The organism is Pseudarthrobacter sp. TE3704, assembly GCF_056279405.1.
This window is the reverse complement of sequence record NZ_JBWCCJ010000002.1, coordinates 265,948-285,292: the sequence shown is the minus strand read 5'-3', so window position 1 is coordinate 285,292 and position 19,345 is coordinate 265,948. Positions and strand designations below refer to the sequence as shown.

21 protein-coding genes and 1 tRNA gene are annotated in these 19,345 nt (G+C 64.9%); 7 read left to right on the top strand and 15 right to left on the bottom strand.

The features are described 5' to 3' along the window. Positions 1 to 36: 36 nt before the first annotated feature. From ACZ9BC_RS05275 to ACZ9BC_RS05265, 3 genes are all read right to left on the bottom strand, one after another. Positions 37 to 1,101: a tRNA (adenine-N1)-methyltransferase gene (locus ACZ9BC_RS05275; RefSeq protein WP_476245053.1), complete on the bottom strand. Its 1,065-nt coding sequence runs from the start codon at positions 1,099 to 1,101 to the stop codon at positions 37 to 39. 98 nt (positions 1,102 to 1,199) lie between these two features. After that, on the bottom strand, positions 1,200 to 2,366 hold the full coding sequence (locus ACZ9BC_RS05270; protein WP_476245052.1) for a site-2 protease family protein: 1,167 nt from the start codon (positions 2,364 to 2,366) through the stop codon (positions 1,200 to 1,202). Further along, positions 2,359 to 3,102, bottom strand: coding sequence for an HAD family hydrolase (locus ACZ9BC_RS05265; RefSeq protein ID WP_476245051.1), 744 nt, complete (start codon positions 3,100 to 3,102; stop codon positions 2,359 to 2,361). The genes ACZ9BC_RS05270 and ACZ9BC_RS05265 overlap by 8 nt, the downstream gene beginning before the upstream one ends. Positions 3,103 to 3,254: 152 nt before the next feature. Here ACZ9BC_RS05265 and ACZ9BC_RS05260 point away from each other — a divergent pair, with 152 nt between their 5' ends. Then, on the top strand, positions 3,255 to 4,160 hold the full coding sequence (locus ACZ9BC_RS05260; RefSeq protein ID WP_079596126.1) for a PAC2 family protein: 906 nt from the start codon (positions 3,255 to 3,257) through the stop codon (positions 4,158 to 4,160). 51 nt (positions 4,161 to 4,211) lie between these two features. On the opposite strand, the gene mshC is transcribed toward ACZ9BC_RS05260, so the two are convergent. Together mshC and ACZ9BC_RS05250 are read right to left on the bottom strand one after the other, a co-directional pair. Then, positions 4,212 to 5,489, bottom strand: coding sequence for a cysteine--1-D-myo-inosityl 2-amino-2-deoxy-alpha-D-glucopyranoside ligase (gene mshC / locus ACZ9BC_RS05255; protein WP_476245050.1), 1,278 nt, complete (start codon positions 5,487 to 5,489; stop codon positions 4,212 to 4,214). Positions 5,490 to 5,504: 15 nt separating this feature from the next. Continuing rightward, the gene (locus tag ACZ9BC_RS05250) at positions 5,505 to 6,338 is read right to left on the bottom strand and encodes an undecaprenyl-diphosphate phosphatase (RefSeq protein ID WP_476245049.1); all 834 of its coding nucleotides are present in this window, start codon (positions 6,336 to 6,338) and stop codon (positions 5,505 to 5,507) included. A 52-nt stretch (positions 6,339 to 6,390) separates the two neighbouring features. Here ACZ9BC_RS05250 and ACZ9BC_RS05245 point away from each other — a divergent pair, with 52 nt between their 5' ends. Further along, positions 6,391 to 7,326: an aldo/keto reductase gene (locus tag ACZ9BC_RS05245; RefSeq protein WP_476245048.1), complete on the top strand. Its 936-nt coding sequence runs from the start codon at positions 6,391 to 6,393 to the stop codon at positions 7,324 to 7,326. Positions 7,327 to 7,336: 10 nt separating this feature from the next. Here ACZ9BC_RS05245 and ACZ9BC_RS05240 read toward each other — a convergent pair whose 3' ends face one another. Further along, positions 7,337 to 7,603 (bottom strand): hypothetical protein, encoded by a 267-nt coding sequence (locus tag ACZ9BC_RS05240; RefSeq protein ID WP_079596122.1) that lies wholly within the window; start codon positions 7,601 to 7,603, stop codon positions 7,337 to 7,339. 39 nt (positions 7,604 to 7,642) lie between these two features. On the opposite strand from ACZ9BC_RS05240, the gene ACZ9BC_RS05235 reads away from it, so the two are divergent. Next, complete coding sequence (locus ACZ9BC_RS05235; protein WP_476245047.1) at positions 7,643 to 7,876, top strand: DUF5703 family protein; 234 nt, start codon at positions 7,643 to 7,645, stop codon at positions 7,874 to 7,876. A 36-nt stretch (positions 7,877 to 7,912) separates the two neighbouring features. On the opposite strand, the gene ACZ9BC_RS05230 is transcribed toward ACZ9BC_RS05235, so the two are convergent. Both ACZ9BC_RS05230 and ACZ9BC_RS05225 read right to left on the bottom strand, forming a co-directional pair. Further along, positions 7,913 to 9,073, bottom strand: a complete 1,161-nt coding sequence (locus ACZ9BC_RS05230; protein WP_476245046.1) for an acyl-CoA dehydrogenase family protein — start codon at positions 9,071 to 9,073, stop codon at positions 7,913 to 7,915. Positions 9,074 to 9,084: 11 nt separating this feature from the next. Further along, on the bottom strand, positions 9,085 to 10,389 hold the full coding sequence (locus ACZ9BC_RS05225; protein WP_476245045.1) for a M20/M25/M40 family metallo-hydrolase: 1,305 nt from the start codon (positions 10,387 to 10,389) through the stop codon (positions 9,085 to 9,087). 170 nt (positions 10,390 to 10,559) lie between these two features. Between ACZ9BC_RS05225 and ACZ9BC_RS05220 the strand changes: the two genes are divergently transcribed. Next, positions 10,560 to 10,642, top strand: a tRNA-Leu gene (locus ACZ9BC_RS05220). Between the two features lie 111 nt (positions 10,643 to 10,753). On the opposite strand, the gene ACZ9BC_RS05215 is transcribed toward ACZ9BC_RS05220, so the two are convergent. The 5 genes from ACZ9BC_RS05215 to ACZ9BC_RS05195 form a co-directional block, all read right to left on the bottom strand. Continuing rightward, positions 10,754 to 11,605, bottom strand: a complete 852-nt coding sequence (locus ACZ9BC_RS05215; protein WP_476245044.1) for a phosphotransferase family protein — start codon at positions 11,603 to 11,605, stop codon at positions 10,754 to 10,756. A 91-nt stretch (positions 11,606 to 11,696) separates the two neighbouring features. After that, a complete protein-coding gene (locus ACZ9BC_RS05210) occupies positions 11,697 to 12,602 on the bottom strand; it encodes a DNA/RNA non-specific endonuclease (RefSeq protein ID WP_476245043.1) in 906 nt (301 codons plus the stop codon). 605 nt (positions 12,603 to 13,207) lie between these two features. Continuing rightward, positions 13,208 to 13,438 (bottom strand): helix-turn-helix domain-containing protein, encoded by a 231-nt coding sequence (locus tag ACZ9BC_RS05205; protein ID WP_476245042.1) that lies wholly within the window; start codon positions 13,436 to 13,438, stop codon positions 13,208 to 13,210. Further along, a complete protein-coding gene (locus ACZ9BC_RS05200) occupies positions 13,438 to 14,073 on the bottom strand; it encodes a hypothetical protein (RefSeq protein ID WP_476245041.1) in 636 nt (211 codons plus the stop codon). The genes ACZ9BC_RS05205 and ACZ9BC_RS05200 overlap by 1 nt, the downstream gene beginning before the upstream one ends. 141 nt (positions 14,074 to 14,214) lie before the next feature. Further along, positions 14,215 to 14,712 carry a DUF805 domain-containing protein gene (locus tag ACZ9BC_RS05195; RefSeq protein WP_181884706.1) on the bottom strand — a complete coding sequence of 166 codons (498 nt, stop codon included), beginning with the start codon at positions 14,710 to 14,712 and terminating at the stop codon, positions 14,215 to 14,217. A 149-nt stretch (positions 14,713 to 14,861) separates the two neighbouring features. On the opposite strand from ACZ9BC_RS05195, the gene ACZ9BC_RS05190 reads away from it, so the two are divergent. Next, positions 14,862 to 15,530 (top strand): GDSL-type esterase/lipase family protein, encoded by a 669-nt coding sequence (locus tag ACZ9BC_RS05190; RefSeq protein ID WP_476245040.1) that lies wholly within the window; start codon positions 14,862 to 14,864, stop codon positions 15,528 to 15,530. A 283-nt stretch (positions 15,531 to 15,813) separates the two neighbouring features. Here ACZ9BC_RS05190 and ACZ9BC_RS05185 read toward each other — a convergent pair whose 3' ends face one another. Next, positions 15,814 to 16,785 (bottom strand): glycosyltransferase family 9 protein, encoded by a 972-nt coding sequence (locus tag ACZ9BC_RS05185; RefSeq protein ID WP_476245039.1) that lies wholly within the window; start codon positions 16,783 to 16,785, stop codon positions 15,814 to 15,816. Beyond that, entirely contained in the window at positions 16,782 to 17,927 is a 1,146-nt protein-coding gene (locus ACZ9BC_RS05180) for a glycosyltransferase family 9 protein (protein WP_079596402.1), read from the bottom strand. The genes ACZ9BC_RS05185 and ACZ9BC_RS05180 overlap by 4 nt, the downstream gene beginning before the upstream one ends. A gap of 210 nt (positions 17,928 to 18,137) precedes the next feature. On the opposite strand from ACZ9BC_RS05180, the gene ACZ9BC_RS05175 reads away from it, so the two are divergent. Further along, entirely contained in the window at positions 18,138 to 18,440 is a 303-nt protein-coding gene (locus tag ACZ9BC_RS05175) for a DUF4193 domain-containing protein (protein ID WP_066275770.1), read from the top strand. Positions 18,441 to 18,603: 163 nt separating this feature from the next. Next, positions 18,604 to 19,344 (top strand): M50 family metallopeptidase, encoded by a 741-nt coding sequence (locus tag ACZ9BC_RS05170; RefSeq protein ID WP_476245038.1) that lies wholly within the window; start codon positions 18,604 to 18,606, stop codon positions 19,342 to 19,344. Position 19,345: the final 1 nt, after the last annotated feature.

Below are 19,345 nucleotides of genomic sequence, written 5' to 3'. Positions count from 1 at the left end.
GATGGCAGGTAGGGATGGAGACTCCCGAAATGTGGACTAGTTCGTGATCTCCGGCGCGTCCTTGACGTTGGTCCCGGCAATGGCATCGCGGGCGGCCCTCCGCAGCTTCTTGTCGGATACCAGGCGCTCCCCCACGGCTCCCGGGGTCCAGGCATTGACGTCCTCTTCGTTGAATTCGGTCTTGGACGGGCGGCGCTTTACCGAGATGCCGGTAACGCCGTCAGCCAGCCTGCGTGTCACAAGGAGGAAGCCGGTGTGGGCCACCATCCGGTGGTCCGGACGGACCGCGAGTCCTTCAAGATGCCAGCCGCGGACCATGGATTCCCAGGCGTCGGGTTCGGTGAACCGGCCGTCGGCCCGGATGGCTTCCGCCGTCCGTGAGAGCTGGGTGACGGTGGCGACGTAGTTGATCCAGACGCCCCCCGGGGCCAGGACGGTGGCTACGGCGTCGAGGCATTCCCACGGCGCCAGCATGTCCAGTACCACGCGGTCCACCGATCCAGGTGCCTCGCTGCGGACAACCTCTTCCTGGAAATCGCCCAGGGAGATCTGCCAGGCCGGGTGCGGGCCGCCGAAAATCGTTTCCACGTTTCCGCGCGCGATGTCCGCGAACTCTTCGCGCCGTTCAAAGGAGTGCAGGTAGCCCTGGTCACCTACGGCGCGGAGCAGGGAGATGGAGAGGGCGCCGGAACCGACGCCGGCTTCCACCACGCGTGCGCCCGGGAAAATGTCAGCCATCGTGACGATCTGGCCGGCGTCCTTGGGATAGACGACGGCGGCGCCACGCGGCATGGAGAGGACGAAGTCTGAGAGCAGGGGGCGCAGGGTCTGGTATTGCTGGCCTACGTTGTTGACCACCACGGACCCGTCTACCTTGCCGATGATTTCATCGTGGTTCAGGAAGCCGCGGTGGGTATGGAAGGCTCCGCCCCGCTCGAGGGTGATGGTGTTCATGCGCCCGCGTTCGTCGGTCAGCTGGACGCGCTCACCCTCCCGGAAGGGTCCCCGGCGACGGGCAGCTCCCATCGGCTGCGAGCTGCCGGGGGCAGCACCGGCCTGGGCTGCTGCCGTTGCTTCATTGACGGCAGTTTCGCTGCTCATGATGTTCCTCGCTCCTGTAAACCTGGGGTGCCAACGCATGCATGTCCTGGTACAGACATTGTGGCTTCTGCGGCGGCAATGCACACCGGCACGTAACTCTACCGGTTCTGGCCCTGGGGGCGCTTATCGGTCCGCTGCCGCTTTCCGGTGATGGCGGCAACTACCGCGTCCTGGGAGAGCAGCCCGGTCACCCTGCCATTGTGGTCCACCACAGCGTAGTGGCGCCCCTCGAGCTGGGACAGGAAGGTGATCAGCTCCTGTCCCTTCGACCATTCGGGGACGTAGGCGCCCGGAGCCAGGGCGAAGGAGACTGCCGTGACGGGGGTGGACTGCGCTGCGGCGGGCGGCACGGAGGCCAGTGCTGCGGGATCCACCACGCCCTGGGGCCGCCCATCAGGCCCGTAGACGACGAGGGACGTGGTTCCGGCTGCACCGCGGCGGAGGGCTTCCTGCACTGAGGCGGTGGATGGAAGTCCGACGGCGGGCGTCGCCAACCCCGCCGCAGTCACCAGGGGCAGGCGGCCGCGCAGCGTTCCCTGCTGGATGGACGCGGAGGCCCCCATCCAGAGGAATCCGCTGACGAGGACGGTGATGATGACCAGGCTGAAGTCAGGCTCGTCCCCGGCGAGTAGTGGCCTGACGATGAACCAGGCGCATATTGCGACAACGATGATCCGGCCGCCCCAGCCGGCCGCAACCGTTCCCTTTGCCTGGCTCCCGGTCGCCTTCCACACGGCAGACTCGACCAGCCGCCCGCCGTCGAGCGGCAGGCCGGGAAGAACGTTGAAGACCGCGATCAGGAAGTTGGCCCACATGAAGATGTTCGTGAGGATTTCGGCGACGCTGCCCATGCTGTCAGTGCTGAGGGCAAGCCAGGCGCCTCCGGCCAGGACAAAGTTTGCTGCCGGACCCGCCAGCGCCACCAGGACGGATCGTCCCGGTGAAGCGGTGAAGCTTTCGAACTGGGTGTGGCCGCCCCAGAGGTTGAGCACGATTTTTTGGGTGGGCCACCCGTAGATCTTGGCGGTCAGCGCATGGGCGAGTTCGTGGACCAGGACCGAAATCAACAGCAGGACCGCGTAGGCGAACGCCACCACATACGCGGCCGCGCCCAGGGCCGGGTTGCTCCGGTCGAGCACCGGTCCGTAAACAATGACGGTGAAAGCGGCGATGATGAACCACGAATAGGCGAGCACCACCGGAACCCCGGCGATCCTGCCGAGGGAAATGCCTTCGCGGCGGGCCGGCGCGCGGGTTTCAGTCACGGGAAGTCCCGACGGCGGAAGCGGCTTCTGTCTGCTGCGAACCGGACGCCGGGCTGCCCGCGAGCAAGGATTCAAGGTCGGCCACGGTGCGGCCGGCCAGCGAGTCCCACAGGGTGTAGCGGCCATCCTGGGGCAGCGGAACAATGTGCGGTATGGCGACGGTGGCCACGCCGGAGGCGACGGCGGCTGCCACGCCTGGCGCGGAGTCTTCCAGTGCAACGCAGTGTTCGATGGCCAGGTCCGGATCGGTCTCCCGCAGCCGTTCCACGGCTGCCAGGTATGCCTCCGGGTGCGGTTTTCCTTGGGAGACAGTGTCGCCGGTTACCAGGATTTCGAAGTACGGGCGGGGAAGGCTGGCAACCACCTGCCGCGCGAGCGGACCCTCGGACATGGTGACCAGGGCGCAGCGCACCCCGGCGAGGTGAAGATCTTCCAGCAGTTCACGGGCACCCGGCCGCCACGGCACCTGCTGCTGGACGCTGTCGATGACCGCTGCTGTGAGGGTATCGATGATCTGGCGTATCTCCAGGCCGACGCCTGCCTGCTGGAGGATCCCCGCGGAAAAGGTCAGGGACTGGCCTACCAGCTGCATGGCCTGCTCATGGGACCACGTTCCTCCGTGGGCTTCCACCAGCGCACGTTCGGCGGCGATCCAGTAGGGCTCGGTGTCCACGATGGTGCCGTCCATATCCCAGAGGACGGCTTTGAGCGGGGTACCGGAAGCTGGCGATTGCATGCTCCCAAGTCTACGGGGACATGCTGGACGCCTCCTGTGGGCTACGCCCTTGGCGAATCCGGGCCCAATTCCTGCTGCCGGCCCCGGCTTCCGCGCATTTTGCGGCGCTTCATTCCATGCACTGGGAACGTCCTTGGACGTAGGGTGAAGAAATGAATAGCTTCGAGGGAGACACCACCGAACCGGGTGCCGGACCCGAGCGGGAACGGTTCCTCCAGCCAGTGGCTGACGGACAGCGGGTAACTGTGATGCTTGCCGCCTTTGAAGGCTGGAACGACGCCGGCGAAGCGGCGAGCGATTCGCTGCGGTACCTGAACAAGCTCTGGGGTGGCAAGAAAGTAGCGTCCATAGACGCCGACGAGTACTACGACTTTCAGTTCACCAGGCCCACTGTCCGCAGGAATGCCGCCGGCGAACGGAAAATCAAGTGGCCCTCCACGAGGATTTACAAGGCCAGCGCGCCGGACTCCAACGTGGACGTGATCTTTGTCCAGGGCACTGAGCCGTCCTATAAATGGCGCGCCTACACCGCGGAGTTGTTGGTGCACGCGGAAGCCCTGAACGTGGATTACGTGGTGCTGGTGGGGGCGCTGCTCGCTGATGTTCCGCACAGCAGGCCGATTCCGGTGAGCACGTCGTCCGACGACGCCCCGCTGCGGGAGCGCATGAACCTGGAAGCTTCGCAGTATGAAGGCCCGGTGGGCATTGTGGGTGTCCTGTCCGAAGTTGCCCTGCTGGCGGGGCTCCCCACAGTCTCGCTGTGGGCCGCCGTTCCGCATTATGTGGCGCAGGCGCCGTCGCCCAAGGCCCAGCTGGCCCTGCTGCACCGGATAGAGGAGCTGCTGCAGGTCCCGCTGGACACCCACGAGCTGGCGGAGGAAGCGGACGCCTGGGAGCGCGGCGTGGACGAGCTGGCCACCGAGGACCCGGAGATCGCGGCGTATGTCCGGCAACTGGAGGAAGCCAAGGACACCGCCGACCTGCCGGAAGCCACGGGCGAGTCCATTGCGCGTGAGTTTGAACGCTATCTGAAGCGGCGGGGCCAGGACAGGCCCTGAGCCGGGCTGGGCCACACCCGTTCCCGGCCGGTAAGGCCGGGAACGGAAAGGTCAGAGGCGGATGCCCAGGAGCGCGTCCACCGCGTCCTTGACCAAGGCCTGGTCCGCGGCGTTGGCGGCAGCGCCGCCGTCGTTCGCCTGCCGTGCCCAGCGGGAGACAGCCGCAACCGCCCCGGGGGCGTCGAGGTCCGCGGCAAGCGCCGCCCGCATCTCTGCGATCAGCGGCCCGGCAGAACCTGCAGGGGTGTGGTCAAGTGCCCGCCGCCATGCCGTGAGGTCAGCCTTGGCGGCCGCGAAACCTTCATCCGTCCAGGACCAGTCGGAGCGGTAATGGTGGGTAAGGATGGCAAGCCGGATAGCGGCGGGATCCTCCCCTGCCGCCCGCAGCTTGGAAACGAGCACAAGGTTGCCCTTGGACTTGCTCATCTTTTCGCCGTCCAGCCCCACCATGCCAGCATGCGCGTAGTGCCTGGCAAGCGGCACCCCGGCCAGTGAAAACGCGTGCCCGGCGCCCATCTCGTGGTGCGGGAAGATCAGGTCGGAGCCGCCGCCCTGGACGGTGAACGGCGAGGGCAGGTACTTCTGCGCGATGACGGTACATTCGATGTGCCAGCCGGGCCTGCCGGGCCCCAGGCTTCCGCCGGGCCAGCTGGGCTCGCCTTCGCGCTCCACCCGCCACAGCAGCGGGTCCAGTGCCTGGCGCTTTCCTGCCCGCCCGGGGTCGCCGCCGCGTTCTGCGAAAAGCTCCAGCATGTCACTTTCGCCCAGCCCGGAAATGCTGCCCAGGGTCCACGCTTCCGGAGAGACGGACTGCTTGCCTGCGGCCTCGACGTCGTAATAGACGTCCCCGTCCGGATCACCGTTGCTGCCCTGCACCTTGTAAGCCAACCCGAGGTTGACCAGGCGTTCCACCTCGGGAACGATCAGCCCGATGGATTCAACGGCACCCACGTAACGGTCCGGGGAAAGGACGTTTAGCGCCTCCATGTCCGTGTGGAAGAGCTCAATCTGGCTGGCGGCCAGGTCCTGCCAGTCGACGCCGGTGGCGGAAGCGCGTTCCAGGAGCGGGTCGTCCACGTCTGTCACATTTTGGACGTAGGAGACGTCCTGGCCGGCGTCCCGCCACGCCCTGTTCAGGAGGTCAAATGCCACATAGCTGGCCGCATGGCCCATGTGTGTTGCGTCGTACGGGGTGATCCCGCAGACGTACATGGAGGGCGCCGTTTCGGCCTCCAGCTCCACCACACGGCCTGCCGCGGTGTCGAACAACCGGATGGCAGGCATGTTTCCGGGCAGGGCAGGAACGGGGCGGGAAGTCCAGGATTTCACAGACCAAGCCTAGTGCTAGGCGCCGATGACACCGAAACCGAGAAGCAGGTACAGGGCGAGGCCCAGGAAGATCCGGTACCAGACGAACAGCCGGTAGCTGCGGGTGGACACGAACTTCAGGAACCAGCCGATGATGACGTAGCCCACCACCAGCGCGATGGCGGTGGCCAGTGCGGTTTCCGCCAGGCCGTAGGGGCCGGTGATGCCGTCCTTGGACACCACCTTGTACAGCTGGAACAGCCCGCTGCCGAACACCGCGGGGATGGCGAGCAGGAAGGAGTAGCGTGCCGCAGCCTCGCGGGTGTAGCCCATGAGGAGGCCGGCTGTGATGGTGCCGCCGGAGCGGGAGACGCCGGGAATCAGGGCCATGGCCTGGGCGAAGCCGTACAGGATGCCGTGCTTGTACGTCAGCATGTTCAGGTCGCGTTTCTGCTTGCCGACGGCATCGGCGACGGCGAGGAACAGGCCGAAGACGATCAGCATGGTGGCCACGATCCACATGCTGCGGAGGACGGACTCGATCTGGTCCTGGAACAGCAGTCCCAGGACGATGATCGGCAGGCTTCCCATGATGACCAGCCAGCCCATCCGGGCGTCAGGATCCTGGCGCGGCACTTTTCCGCTGAGTGAGCCGGCCCAGGCCTTGACGATCCGGACGATGTCCCGCCAGAAATAGATCAGCACGGCAGTCTCGGTGCCCAGTTGGGTAATGGCGGTAAAAGCGGCCCCCGGGTCGGCGGCGTTGGGCAGGAATTGCCCCACGATCCGCAGATGCGCACTTGATGAAATCGGAAGAAATTCGGTCAGTCCCTGCACTAGGCCCAGCAGGGCCGCCTCAAACCAGTTCACGCTAAGACCCTACGTCATGGGCAGCAGGGGTTCTGCCCGTAAGCTTGCTGCTATGCAGCAGCGTTACGTCGGCAACAGTGGATTGCGAGTTTCATCCCTCTCACTTGGGACCATGGACTGGGCCGGCGAAACCGACGAACAGGACGCCTCGGAACTGTTGCGCACCTTCCTCACCGCGGGCGGCCGGCACGTGGACACCGCTGCCTCCTACTCGGACGGGCGTGCCGAGGCGATGTTGGGTTCCCTGTTGGGCGACGTGGTGGCGCGGACAGAGGTGACCATCTCCACCAAGGCGGGAATGACGACGCCGGATGGCCGGCGCGCCGTCGACACCTCGCGTAACGCGATGCTCACCGGCCTGGATGCGAGCCTTGCCAGGCTCGGCACGGACTACGTGGACATCTGGTTCGCGCAGGCCTGGGACGGCAATGTTCCGCTGGAAGAAACTTTGTCCGCCCTGGAATTCGCCGTCCGGACGGGCCGGGCCCGGTACGCCGGCGTATCCAACTTCAACGGCTGGCAAACGGCCAAGGCAGCCGCAATCGCCGGGTTCCCACTGGTGGCGGCGCAGGCCGAATACTCGTTTCTGCAGCGCAAGCCCGAAGCCGAGCTGATCCCGGCGGTGGAGGATGCCGGCCTGGGCCTGATGGCGTGGGGCCCGTTGGGGCGCGGGGTGCTCACCGGAAAGTACCGCGGCAGCATCCCGGCGGGGTCCCGTGGGGCATCCGCGTCCGGGTCCGCGTACGTGTCGCCCTACCTTGACGAGAAGCCTTCGCGGACGGTGGAAGCAGTCTGCATGGCAGCGAAAGGGCTCGGCCGGACCCCGCAGGACGTCTCGCTCAGCTGGCTGCTGTCCCAGCATGGGGTAGCCACCGTGATTGTGGGTCCGCGGACGCCGGTGCAGCTGAAGGAGATACTTGAAGCCCAGCTGACGCCGCTGCCGCCCGAGATTGCCCGGGCGCTGGAGGATGTGTCAGCACCGCACTAGATTCGCGGTCCTATTCCTGGACGATTTCCAGGTCCTCGTCGTCGTCCACGCCGCTTTCTTCGTCCTCTTCATCCTCGTCGTCAAAGACCTGAAGCGGCGTCACCTCGTTGTAGGCCTCATAGAGCGCGTCCTCGTACACTTCGAACGCGTCTGCGACGGCAAAAAACGCTGCCTCCACGGAGGGGTCACCATCTCCGCGGCGGTTGGATGCTGCTATAAGGTGTTCTTCCAAAGCGGTGGTCAGGGACTGAAGCGCGACACGCGGATCGATGCTCATGACTTCACGTTAGCCGGAAAAGGACGAAAATGGAGAGCAATGAAGGAACATTTTCTCACCAGCTCGGTCCAGCGGGAACGGGATTATTTGAGGCAGTACGAGTACCTCGTACTGACGGTAAGCCCTGACGATTCACTGCACGAGGCGCGGCGCCGGCTGGTGGAACACTCCGAGTACGGCAAGTGGGAGCTGGAGCGCAGCAAGCTGTATGTGGGCGGCGGACGGCGTTTCTGGCTCCGTCGACGGGTGATGCAGGTCCAGCGGACCGTCTAGGGGATTGGCGGACCGTCTAGGGGATTGGCGGACCGTCTAGCCCTCTAGCGGCCCCAGCCACGCGTTCGCCACCGTGTTGTGGGCCGATTCGTCGTCGGACGGGTGGAACATCCCCGCCAGGACGTCCCGGTAGAGCCTTTCCAGTTCGGATCCCCGGAAGTAGCTCGATCCGCCGCTGACCCGGATGGCCAGGTCCACTACCCGCCGCGCCGTCTCGGTGGCGTTGACTTTCAGTCCTACGAGTTTGGGGAACCACTGCGCGCCGTGGTCCGTCAGTGCGTCGACGTCGGACGCTGCGGTTTTGAGCTGTGGGTACAGGTTGTCCATGGCCATGGCAGCCTCGGCAACCTTCCAGCGGATGTCCGGGTCCTGCGCGTAGCTGCGTCCGCCGTTCTTGAATGAGGTGCGGCGCTTGACGGTTTCGACACCTACGGTGAGGGCGCGCTCCCCCAGGCCGGTGTAGACGGCGGCGAGGAGTGTTTCGAAGCAGGCGAAGATGGCGAAAATCAGGGGATCAGGGTTCGGTCCGACGGGGAGCTTGCGGAAGATCCGCTCCGCCGGGACCCGAACGCCTTCGAGGACCGTTGTGGAGGACTGGCTGGCGCGCATGCCCAGGGTGTCCCAGTCATCGAGGATGCGGTAGCCGGCCGTGTCCCGGGTGATGAACCCGTGAACCAGTTCCCCGTCACCGTCCCTGGCCCCGGGATCCTTCCCGAAGATCCCCAGACGGGTCCAGGCCGGAGACAGGCTTGTGAAAATTTTGGTGCCGGTGAAGGAGTACCCGCCGTCGGGTGAGGGCGCTGCTGTGGTGCGGGAGTCGAAAAGGACAGAGTCGTTGCCCGCTTCGGAGTTGCCGAAGGCGAAGATCTCGCCGCTGGCTGCTTCCTTCAGGACGAAGTCCAGGGACTCGTCCCCGCGGGCGCGGAGTACCTGCGCGACGCCGGTCCACACCAGGTGCATGTTGACGGCGAGGGCGGTGGCCGGGGCGGCCGTTGCCAGCCTCCGCTGGCACTGCGCCGCCGCTTCGAGTCCAAAGCCCATGCCGCCGTCGGACGTGGAAACAAATAACTTCAGGTAGCCGGCGGCAGCCAACTCCCGGAGGTCCTCGTGGAAGAAGGTGTTGTCCCTGTCGTAGCCGGCAGCTCGGCCGCGGATCCGCTCCAGGAGGGAATCCGGCAGCAGCTCTTCGGGGGTCATGCCCGCCCCTGTCAGTAGTTGGTGAGCAGGGTGTTCAGCACCCGGGCGCCGAATTTGAGCGAGTCGGCAGGGACGCGCTCATCGACGCCGTGGAACATTCCGGTGAAGTCCAGTTCGTCCGGCAGCATCAGCGGCGCGAATCCGTAGCCGGTGATTCCGAGCCGGCTGAGTGACTTGTTGTCCGTTCCGCCGGAGAGGGTGTAGGGCAGGACTTTGGCGCCCGGGTCTTCCGAATGGAGTGCGTCGATCATGGAGTCCACCAGGTTGCCGGCGAACGGTACCTCGAGGGACACGTCCTGGTGGACGTAGCTGACGTCGACGCCGGTTCCCGCGAGTTCCCTCACGATCTCGAGGACGTGTTCCTGCTGCCCGGGAAGGGTGCGGCAGTCGATCAGGGCCTCGGCCGATTCGGGGATGACGTTGTGCTTGTAGCCGCCCTTAAGCAGGGTGGGGTTGGTGGTGTTCTGCAGGGTGGCGCCGACGAAACGCGACACCGTGCCCAGCTGGTCCAGCAGGCGGTCCGGATTGTCGGCGTCGAACTCAACTCCCGTGAGTTCCGTCACTCCGTCCAGGAACTGCCGGGTGGTGGGCGTCAGTTCGATGGGCCACTTGTATTCGCCGATGCGGGTCACCGCGGCGGCGAGGCGGGTGACGGCGTTGTCCGTGCTGATCTGGGAGCCGTGGCCCGCCCTGCCGTGGGCCACGAGGCGGAGCCAGGAGATCCCCTTTTCGGCGGTTTGCAGCAGATAGGTGCGCTGGCCGCCGATGGTGGCCGAAAAGCCTCCCACCTCCGAGATGGCTTCGGTGGCGCCTTCGAACAGTTCCCGGCGCTTGTCGACGGCGTAGCGGGCTCCGTAGGCGCCGCCGGCTTCCTCGTCAGCGAAGAAAGCGAAGATGATGTCCCGCTTGGGTTTCCTGCCCGAGCGGGCGAAGCTCCGCAGGACGGAGAGGATCATGGCGTCCATGTCCTTCATGTCGACGGCGCCGCGGCCCCAAATGAGGCCGTCCTTGAGTTCAGCGCCGAAGGGGTCCACGGACCACTGGTCGCGGAGGGCGGGCACGACGTCCAGGTGGCCGTGCACCACCAGGGCACTGGCGGAGTGATCCTCGCCGGCCATCCGGGTCACAACATTCGCCCGGCCGGGGGCAGATTCGAAGATTTCCGCCTCCATGCCGACTTCCTCAATCAGTCCGGCAGCGTATTCCGCAGCAGCCCGCTCCCCCGGCCCGGAGCCGTCGCCGTAGTTCGAGGTATCGATCCGGATGAGTTCCTGGCAGATCCGGACAACTTCATCCTCGGGCAGGACGTCAGGCATTGGGAGCTCCTCGTTAGGGAATGACTGGTTGGCATGCGCGAATTCGCTGCCCTCAGCCTACCCACTTGGCCCGATTCGTTGTTCCCGGAAAGTCGTGTTAGAGTTTTTCTCGCTGCTTCGGAGAGGCGCGAAACACTGAAAGGTGTGAACGGTTCCCCGAATTACCACCTGCGCGGGTGGCGGAATGGCAGACGCGCTAGCTTGAGGTGCTAGTCCTCGAAAGGGGGTGGGGGTTCAAGTCCCCCTCCGCGCACAAACGGAAGCCCCGGAAAATCAGTGATTTTCCGGGGCTTCTTCTTGTTTGCCGGCAACCTCCATTGAGGCGTTGCTCACAGTGCGCGTCCCCCGCTGCGGGCTACCCGAACTAAAAACGCTGCAGTGCCTGGCCGAGCATTTCGTGACCTTGTGCCTCGAATGCCTCATCCCCTACAAGGTGTGCCCACACGGATGTACCAATCGCTTCCCGCAGCAGGTCGATTCGCCATACGTGGGCGGAACGGGGATCGTCACCATACCCGTTCAGGAACTCCTGCTCGAGCGCCGGCTTTTTCTGCCACTGCTGCACCGCCAACCGGCAAAAGTCCTCGGCTGCGGGTCGAAAATCGAAGCGGCCGAAGTCTATAGCCCGAAGATTGCCGTTGTTGCTGATCCAGTTCCGCGGCTGCCAGTCTCCGTGGGTGGGAACAACGCGAATGGGCATCGGCTGATACTTCCGCAGATGTTCACGGGCCTGCTGTTCCACTGCTGGAGCGATCCGATGCTTGTGCTCCAGCCAGCCCGCCGCCTTCGCTGTTGCCCGCGCCTCATAGTGCTCGTCAACCCGGGTCTCCTGGCTGTGAATCAGCCTCAGCAGTTCACCTGCTTGGGCATGGATGCCTGGGGACAGTTCATCCTCCGTACCCTCGACAAGTTTCCCTTCGAGGTACTGGAGCACCAAGAGGTTGGAGCTTCGGCTTGCGTGCAGCATTTCACCCACCCGGCCCCGGGTGAGGAGCGGACGCGTGTAGGAGCCGTGAGCCGTGATCTCCCTGCCGATGTGATGGTTTCCCGGCCCGGCAGCTTTGATAATCACGGTGGTGCCGGACGCCTTGACGTGAAGCACAGTTGTTTCGAGTTGCCTCCAGGACATGTCGGCAATAAGCGCTGGGGCGCCGAGCCATCCTTCTGCGAGCCTGGCCTGTTGCTCCGACAACCGCCCGCCATCCCACCGCGCCATCCCCGGAGTTTATCGCGGACCTCACCAACCGGGACCGGCATCGCGACGGGATCGGGCAGGCCGACGAGCGGCGCCGGAAGAACAACCAGGCTTAGGGCACACCTGCGCCCAGCAGGTCGAAATCCAGGTCAAGGTCCTCCGGCGATGTCAGCAGGCGCCAGGTGGAACCGACGCGGACCTCGCCGAGGCTGGCGGCGATCGGCATACGGTCCGCTTCCACGAGTTGCTCCAGCTCCAGGCCGGTGAGTTCTGCGATATCCCGGATCGGCACTTGAAAGGTCCGGAAAGGGCCCAATGGCGGAACGTCGTCTACGGCTCCAGGCCGCGGCACGTCCGGCAGGCCCGCAAGCTCGGGAGACTGGTCCACAACGTACCCGGTGGCTGCGGGATTCCCCTGGTGGACGAATACGGCGACCTTGAAGAAGCGCAGGGGAATCTCAACGCCCCGGTAGACCGGATCGATGTCGCTGAAGATCGGTCCCGTAAACACCACCAGTCGCCGGCGGTGGTCAGCCGCGTGGTCCAAAAGATAGGATTCCATGCCCAGCCACAGCTCCAGCCCCTGGTTGAATTTGGCTGCCTGGGGTGCCGCATTGGTGTAGTGGAATGTGTCCTGGTTCGCCCGGGCAGCCTCAGCCAGGGTATCCCCCCACACCGCGGACGCGCGACGAACCAGGTGCCCGCGGTCAATATCGTTCCGGGCATACATTCTCTCCCCCGTTTGCTGGTCCTCACTCAGCCTGGGATCCATGCGCCAAGTGATTCCGGACCTGCCGAGGTCCCTGAGCTTGCTTCCATCGATCCCGAGTCCTGTAACGGCGGCAAGGCGTTTGTCTGGGCGCATCAGCACGGAGAAGTGTGTGTATGGCAGCAGGACCGACTCCACATTTTTCAACCCCGGCATTGGCACCGTCACGCCTAAGAAGTCCGCATCAAAGCCCCGTCGGTCCGAGTAGTCGTTGGCGGTCGCAGACTGGGCTGCCAGAAGTTCATCCATGGCCCGGACCATAGCAGCACCATGTGACAGCCAACCGAACAGAGGGCTGCGGTCGATGGAGACCATGTGCTGGCACTCCAGTTGCCCATGCAGCCCTAGACTCAGGTTATGAGGAAGGGGTGGGGGATCCTGGGAATCATCGCGCTGGCCTTGTGCTCCGCGACAACGGGCTGCAGCACGGCATGTCCGGCGATCGGCTACATCAGCACGGTTGAAGTTCACCTGGAAGGGAACGCCGGGGCAGTCAATGAGGTCCAGCTGTGCAACGAACAAGGTTGCTCGCAACCGGAACCGACGGCAGGCCAACCCGTTCCCAGGAGGACAATCACAACGGAGTCGCTGGATCCAAGGGCGTCCCCGGCACCGGCAGTGGACAGCCCTCCTCCGAATTTAATGTATGGGGCGGAGACAGCCAGGTGGGTTTTCACATTCCCATTTGGCGCGCCCCAGCACGTCACGGTCCGTGCGCTCACGACTGACGGTGGGGTGTTCGCTCAGCAGGACAACGCGTTGATCTGGACAAGGGTCGGCGGCACTCCGCCTTGCCCGGGGCCGATCACCACCCCTCCCATCAAGCTCCTGATGGATGGCAGCTGAGCAGGCAATCACGGGCGCGGATGCGCGGTGGTCAACAGATCACCTACGTTACAGTCGAGCACCTTACAGATGGCCGTGAGGGTTGAGAACCGGATGGCTTTAGCCCGGTCATTCTTCAGGACGGACAAATTCACCAGGCTGACGCCAACCCGCTTACTCAGCTCAGTCAGGGTCATTCCGCGGTCCGCCAGCAGTTCATCGAGCCGGCAGTGGATGTTCGAGAATTCCTCTGCCGGCATCAGACCAGGCCCTCGGTGTCCTTCTGCAGCCGGCCGCCGAACTGGAACACGCCGCCCACAAGCAGCATGGCGGTGCCCAGCAAAAACGGGACCGCGCTGAACTCCATCGAGAAATGGGCAGACTCCCCCGGAATCCGCCCATTGGCTCCGGCCAGGTCCGCAAGCAAGCTCCTGCCCAACCCATCGAGGAACTGGGCAATGGCCCCGACGACGACGAGGACAAAACCGCCGGAACCAATGATCCAGCCCGAACGCGGGGTAAACAGGACCTGGCTGCGCAGCCGGTACGCCAGCAGGAACACGATGGCCAGAATTACCAAGACAACCACCTGGTTTAACGCCCCCGCCCACGCCAGCAGCCCTGCCGGGCCGGAGGGAAGCACGGGGAAGGTTACCTCGAGGGCAGTAGCATGCCCGGTTGCCCCCAGGGACAAGCCATCCGCTACCCGGTTATCGGTCGTAACGGGAAGAGTGACAGTGGCCGCTCCGGTAAAGGATCCCAGAATGCTCACTACCGTCCATGTTGTGGTGATGACCGCGGCAACGGCCACAGAAATCATGACCAGCAGCGCGTCAGTCCCGGACACAATCATCTTCCACCTGGCATCTGTCGCCGCAGGCCTGACCAGTTTCATTTTTCCCCCAGAATTATCGACTACCGTTATTACCGGTAATCGATAAACCTAGTGTCCGGCATGGGCGGAATCAAGCTTCCCGCAACGCCGGCAAACGAGAGGGAGCCCGCCTCAGGCGAGCTCCCTCTTGCAAGACCGGCGTCAGTAGCCGGTGGGCTGATCGAACCGTTGTCCCGCCGGGTTCGACGGCAGGATGGCCATCACCAGAAGAGCCAGGGCGCCAAGGATCGGCACCAGGATCACCAGAACGAGCCAGCCGCTCAGGTTGGCGTCGTGCAGCCGGCGGACCAGCAGCGCGATGGACGGAACAATGACCGCCAGGCCCCACACGATCATCAGGATGCTGCCCACGATTGCACCGGGCCCGGGCAGCGCCGTGCCGTTTGCGGCCACCGTAGCGCCGGGGGCTCCGGCCACCGAGGTGATGATGTTGAGGACCACGCCGACAAGGAAAGCGACAAGCGCCCACCACCAGTATTCGCTCCGGCTGGCGCGGCCCGAGAACGTGGCGTACTTCTTGAAGAAGCGGCGCACCGCTACGGGCAGGCTGGCGCCGTAGTGCGGCGCCCATAACGGCGGCTCGCCGGCTGCAGGCTGGTAGGACTGTTGCTGCGGACTGGGGTATTGCGGATAGCTCAAGGATTCCCCCCGGAATGTCAAAGTGATGAGACCAGCCCATCCTAGAGCCAGCAGCCTTAGAACGTCCTTTCGATGGATAAACTTCATCTGAAATTCTTCCCCACGCGCCACCAGTGGCACCGGATCGAGTGTCCGGGCAGTATGGGTACATGGAGGCACCTTTGGCAGTCGAGCCCGGTCCCGGCCACGTCGTGCTGCTCGGCGATTCCATCTTTGACAACGCCGCCTACGTCGGCGGCGATCCCGACGTCGTCACGCAGCTACGCCAGGAACTCCCAGGGTGGCGGTGCAGCCTGGTGGCGGTCGACGGCGACGTCATGGCGGGCGTGGAGCGGCAGCTGGCTGCCGTGCCCCGGGATGCAACGCATCTGGTAGTCAGCGTTGGCGGAAACGACGCACTCGGGTACGCGCCATTGCTGCAGGAGCCGGCACCATCGGTGGCAGTGGCCCTCGCCATCCTGGCCAACGCCCAAAAGAGGTTCGGCTCAGAATACGACGCCGTAACTGACGCGCTGATGAATACGGGGCTGCCGGTTGCCGTCTGTACGATCTACGACACTCCCCCGTCAGGGCCGGACCAGGCCATCATCAAGGCGGCCCTGTGCCTCTTCAACGATTCCATCACCAGGGCGGCCTTTTCGCGGGGAGCGGGCCTGATCGATCTCCGGCTCGTCTGCACCGAGGATGGTGACTACGCCAACGCGATAGAGCCGTCGTCCCGGGGAGGGCTGAAGATTGCGCGGGCCATCGCTGCATTCGCAGCAGCGGATCACGGCACCCGTCCACCCATCGTGGTGACAGGCGGCCTGCCGCATTAGCGGCGGAATCGGCATCAGTGCGGCCGCAGCCTCCGTCGGGGACGCCTGCCATGTCCCTCGGGGTGTGAGCCGGCCGCGACAGGCCGGTACTCGACCCTTCGCATCCCGGTGCGGTCCTCCCGCTTCTGCTGCCGACGGGCCTTCCTCTCGGAGCGATCAATGGCAGACAGAATGCTCAGCGTTACCGCTACCCACAGCACCGCAGCCAACAACACCAAGGCAATCTCCATATCAGTGCCCATGCCTCTATTTTAGGCTTTGGGCGCCGCGATGCACCGTGCTGCTAGAACAATCCCAGCTCCCGGGCTGCTGCCAGGACGTCCGGCACTTGCACCGCCAGCAACGCAGGATCCGGTTGTCCGGAGAACGTATCCCCCAGCCGCAGTTCGGCCTTCGTCAGGACAACATGGGGTCCCGGCGGTGGTCCCCAAATCTCGGGCGGCGCGGGTCCGAACAGCACCACCGACGGCGTACCGTACGCCGAAGCCAGGTGCGCCGCGCCGGTATCAGCCGAGATCACCAGGCGGGCGGCGGCGATGGTGGCCGCGAACTCCCCCAGTGAAAGGTGACCGGCCAGTACCGCTTCCGGCGGCAGCCCGGCACGGCTGCAGACTTCCACCGCACGCTCCTTTTCCGAATTGCCCCCCGTGAAGACAATGTTGTGGCCGGCGTCAGCCAGCGCGGCGGCAACGGCAGCAAACCGCTCCGCCGGCCAAAGCCGGCTGCCGTACGCCGCCCCCACATGGAGGACCGTGGCGCCCGGAACAGGGCTGGGAACGTGCGGCAGGTTCAGCTGCACATCCAGCGGGTCCGCTTCAATGCCGTGCCACTCCAGGAGCCGGACCCACCGTTCCCGTTCATGGAGTTCACCACGCCAGGGCGGTCCGTCCCGGAACTGGCTCCGATGCCCTATGGTGTGCCGCGCCTGGAGGGCTTCAATCCGCCCCTGGCTCTCGGGACCGCTGCCGTGGAGGTTGACGGCAACGTCCACCACGCCTGGTTCCATGGCGAGCGGCTCGTCGAGGCCGTGGGTGGGCAGCAGTTCATAGCCGCCCACCAGTCCCAGGGCCTCCGATAGCCAACCCTGGGCCGCATACCGGAGCCGGTGCTCCGGGAATGCCCGGCGCAGTGCCTTCAGCGCGGGCACCGCAACCAGCAGATCACCCAGCTTCAGGGCGCGCAGAACCAGGAGCTCGGGCTTCCCGTCGATCACGCTGTTGGTGCCGGCACGCTCCAACGCTTCCCCGCCGCTCATGCATCCTGCTTTGCTGCTCCGGTGGCCACGAGGCTTCGGACGTCCTCGTAAACATCACGCACCTCGATCCCTGCCACAACGGAGTCATCGTGGGGGCAGCGGGGCGCCGTCCAGCCAACCTGGGTGACGTCTATTCCACAGGTTGGGCAGGCAGTCACCCAGGACGCATGGATGCGGTGCAGGCTCCGGCCCAGTGCCCCGGCGTTGATAACATTTCCTGCCCAGAAAATTCCGACCGTGGGCACCCCGAGTGCCTGCGCAAGATGGCGGGGGCCGCTGTCATTGCCCACCACCACGGCCGCATCAGCCAAAAGCGCCACGAGCCCGGACATCTCCAATTTCCCGGCCACGGATTGGACGGCCCCTGATGCCGCAAGTCCGGCAATCCGTTCCGCCAACTCCTGCTCGCTCGTGTCTCCGACAACCATCACCCGGTAGCCGTCCGCCGCGCAGGCGGCGGCAAGTTCAGCGAACCGCTCAGCCGGCCAACGACGGCGGGGATCAGTTGCGCCCGGATGGATCACCACGAGGGGCTGGCTGGCGTCGTTGTCCTTCCCTGCAGGACTGGGCGCCAGTCCCTCAACAGGCTCAAGCCGCGCTTCAAGGTCAACGGGGAAAGCCCCCGCAAATCCCGCCACCTCCACCGCCCGCAGGGGCTCGTGCTGGTAGTAGAGGTAGGGAACGGTCCGTTCCAGGCTGGCGGCGTCCGCTGTCCTGGTGCCCACGGTGTGGCGCGCGCCCAACCGCAGCAGGAACGGGTTTGAATACCGGCCGCCGCCATGAACCTGGACGGCGAGGTCAAACCTGCGTGCGCGCATGTCCTCGAAGAACGTGTCCAGTTCCGCAGGGTCTTCGCTTCCGGGTCGGACACCCTCGGAAAACGGCAGGACGCACACTTCGTCCACCGGGCTCCTAACGGCCGCGAGCAGTGCCCTATGTATAGGAGTACCCAGGAGTGTTATGTCCGCTCCGGGATAGGCAGCCTTGAGGGCGGCCATCGCCGGGATGGCGAAAATCAGGTCACCGAGCCCGCCGCCGCGCAGCACAACGATCCTGGACACGTCATCGAACTTTTCCAGCACCGGCCCCACACCTGTGCCAACCTGCCCGGCACCGCCGAACTCCGCAGTGAGCTGCTCCACAAACGCCCCTTCGATTCGGGCGGAGACCGCGTCGCTGTGCCGCGCCCTCCGCTGCTCGTGCGGCCACAATAGGGTTATTCCCCTGAAGGCCGCCTCCTTTGAACCTTTACCCAGACGGCGGCAAATATACTCCGTCTATTGGGGAATACCCGCTTGATGCTGTACGTTTCATACGCGACAGGCGAACCAAAGAAAAGAGAAGCACCCAAAGTGGCAACCGATTACGATGAACTGCGCTCCGACGTCAAGGAATCGCAGGACAACTCACTCGAGCAGCTCCAGTCAGCAAATGCTCCCGACGCGCGCAGCGTTGTCCTTGAGCTGGATGAGGCTGACGGGCTCGACGGCGCGGGCGTTCCCGGAGGCGAATTTGTCGCCGAGGAGCTCGTGGTGCAGGTCATTCCGCAGGCCGAGGACGAGTTTACCTGCTACTCCTGCTTCCTGGTCCGTCACCGGTCCCAGATTGCCCGCCAGAAAGATGGCCACAGCTACTGCACCGAGTGCGAGGGCTAGTAAACACAGCCGCCAATGTGCTGCGGACACGTCCGCAGCACTGCCGGATCGAAAGGCACGCTGCACGCCGGCGTGCCTTTCGGCTTTAAGCCTGCACACAGCCTGCTCCAGTAACGTGGACGTTTATGGCTAAGAGTGGCAACGCGTCTTTCCGGAGGCCCGGATGAACATACCCGGCGATCTTTGGCAGGCGTTGGCTGAATCATTCCGCCGCACGGACCTTCCTGCCATTTCCTTCAGTGAGCTTTTGCTGGCGGTCGTGCTGGCAACCGCCTTGTCCATTCCCAGCCGCTCCTGGAAGTACTTTGGCCTGTTGGCCACGGCTGTCCATGAGCTGGGCCATGCCGTTGCCGCCGTCACGAGCGGGCAGCGGTTGTCCGGAATACGGCTGCGGCTGGACCACTCGGGAACCACCACCTCCTACAGCCGGAGCCGGCTTGCCGCCGCCTGGTCATGTTTCTGGGGGTATCCCGTTCCGGCGATCGTCGGTGCGGCGTTTGTGATGTGCGGCTTCAGCGGGTGGGGGCCAGCGTCCATCGCGGGCAGCGCCGTCGCCTTGGCTGCCTCGCTTCTTTTCATCCGCAACCTGGCAGGCTTCCTCATCACTGCCGTCGCGATTGTTGGCGGGCTGACGATGATCCTCGTGGTGCCGGATGCCTTTGTGGGGCATGTGGCGGTCATCCTGGGCCTGGCACTGCTGGTGGGCGCCGTACGGGACCTGATCAAACTGGCAAACGTCCACGTCCGCAGAAGGGAGCGGCTTTCCACGTCTGATGCATACCTGCTCTACCGGGCTACTGCCGTGCCTTCCGCCATCTGGATCACCCTTTTTGCTGCCCTGGTCGGCGGCTCCTGGTTCGTGGCGTGGCAGCCGATCTCCACAGTCCTGCTCCGGGGCGCATAGG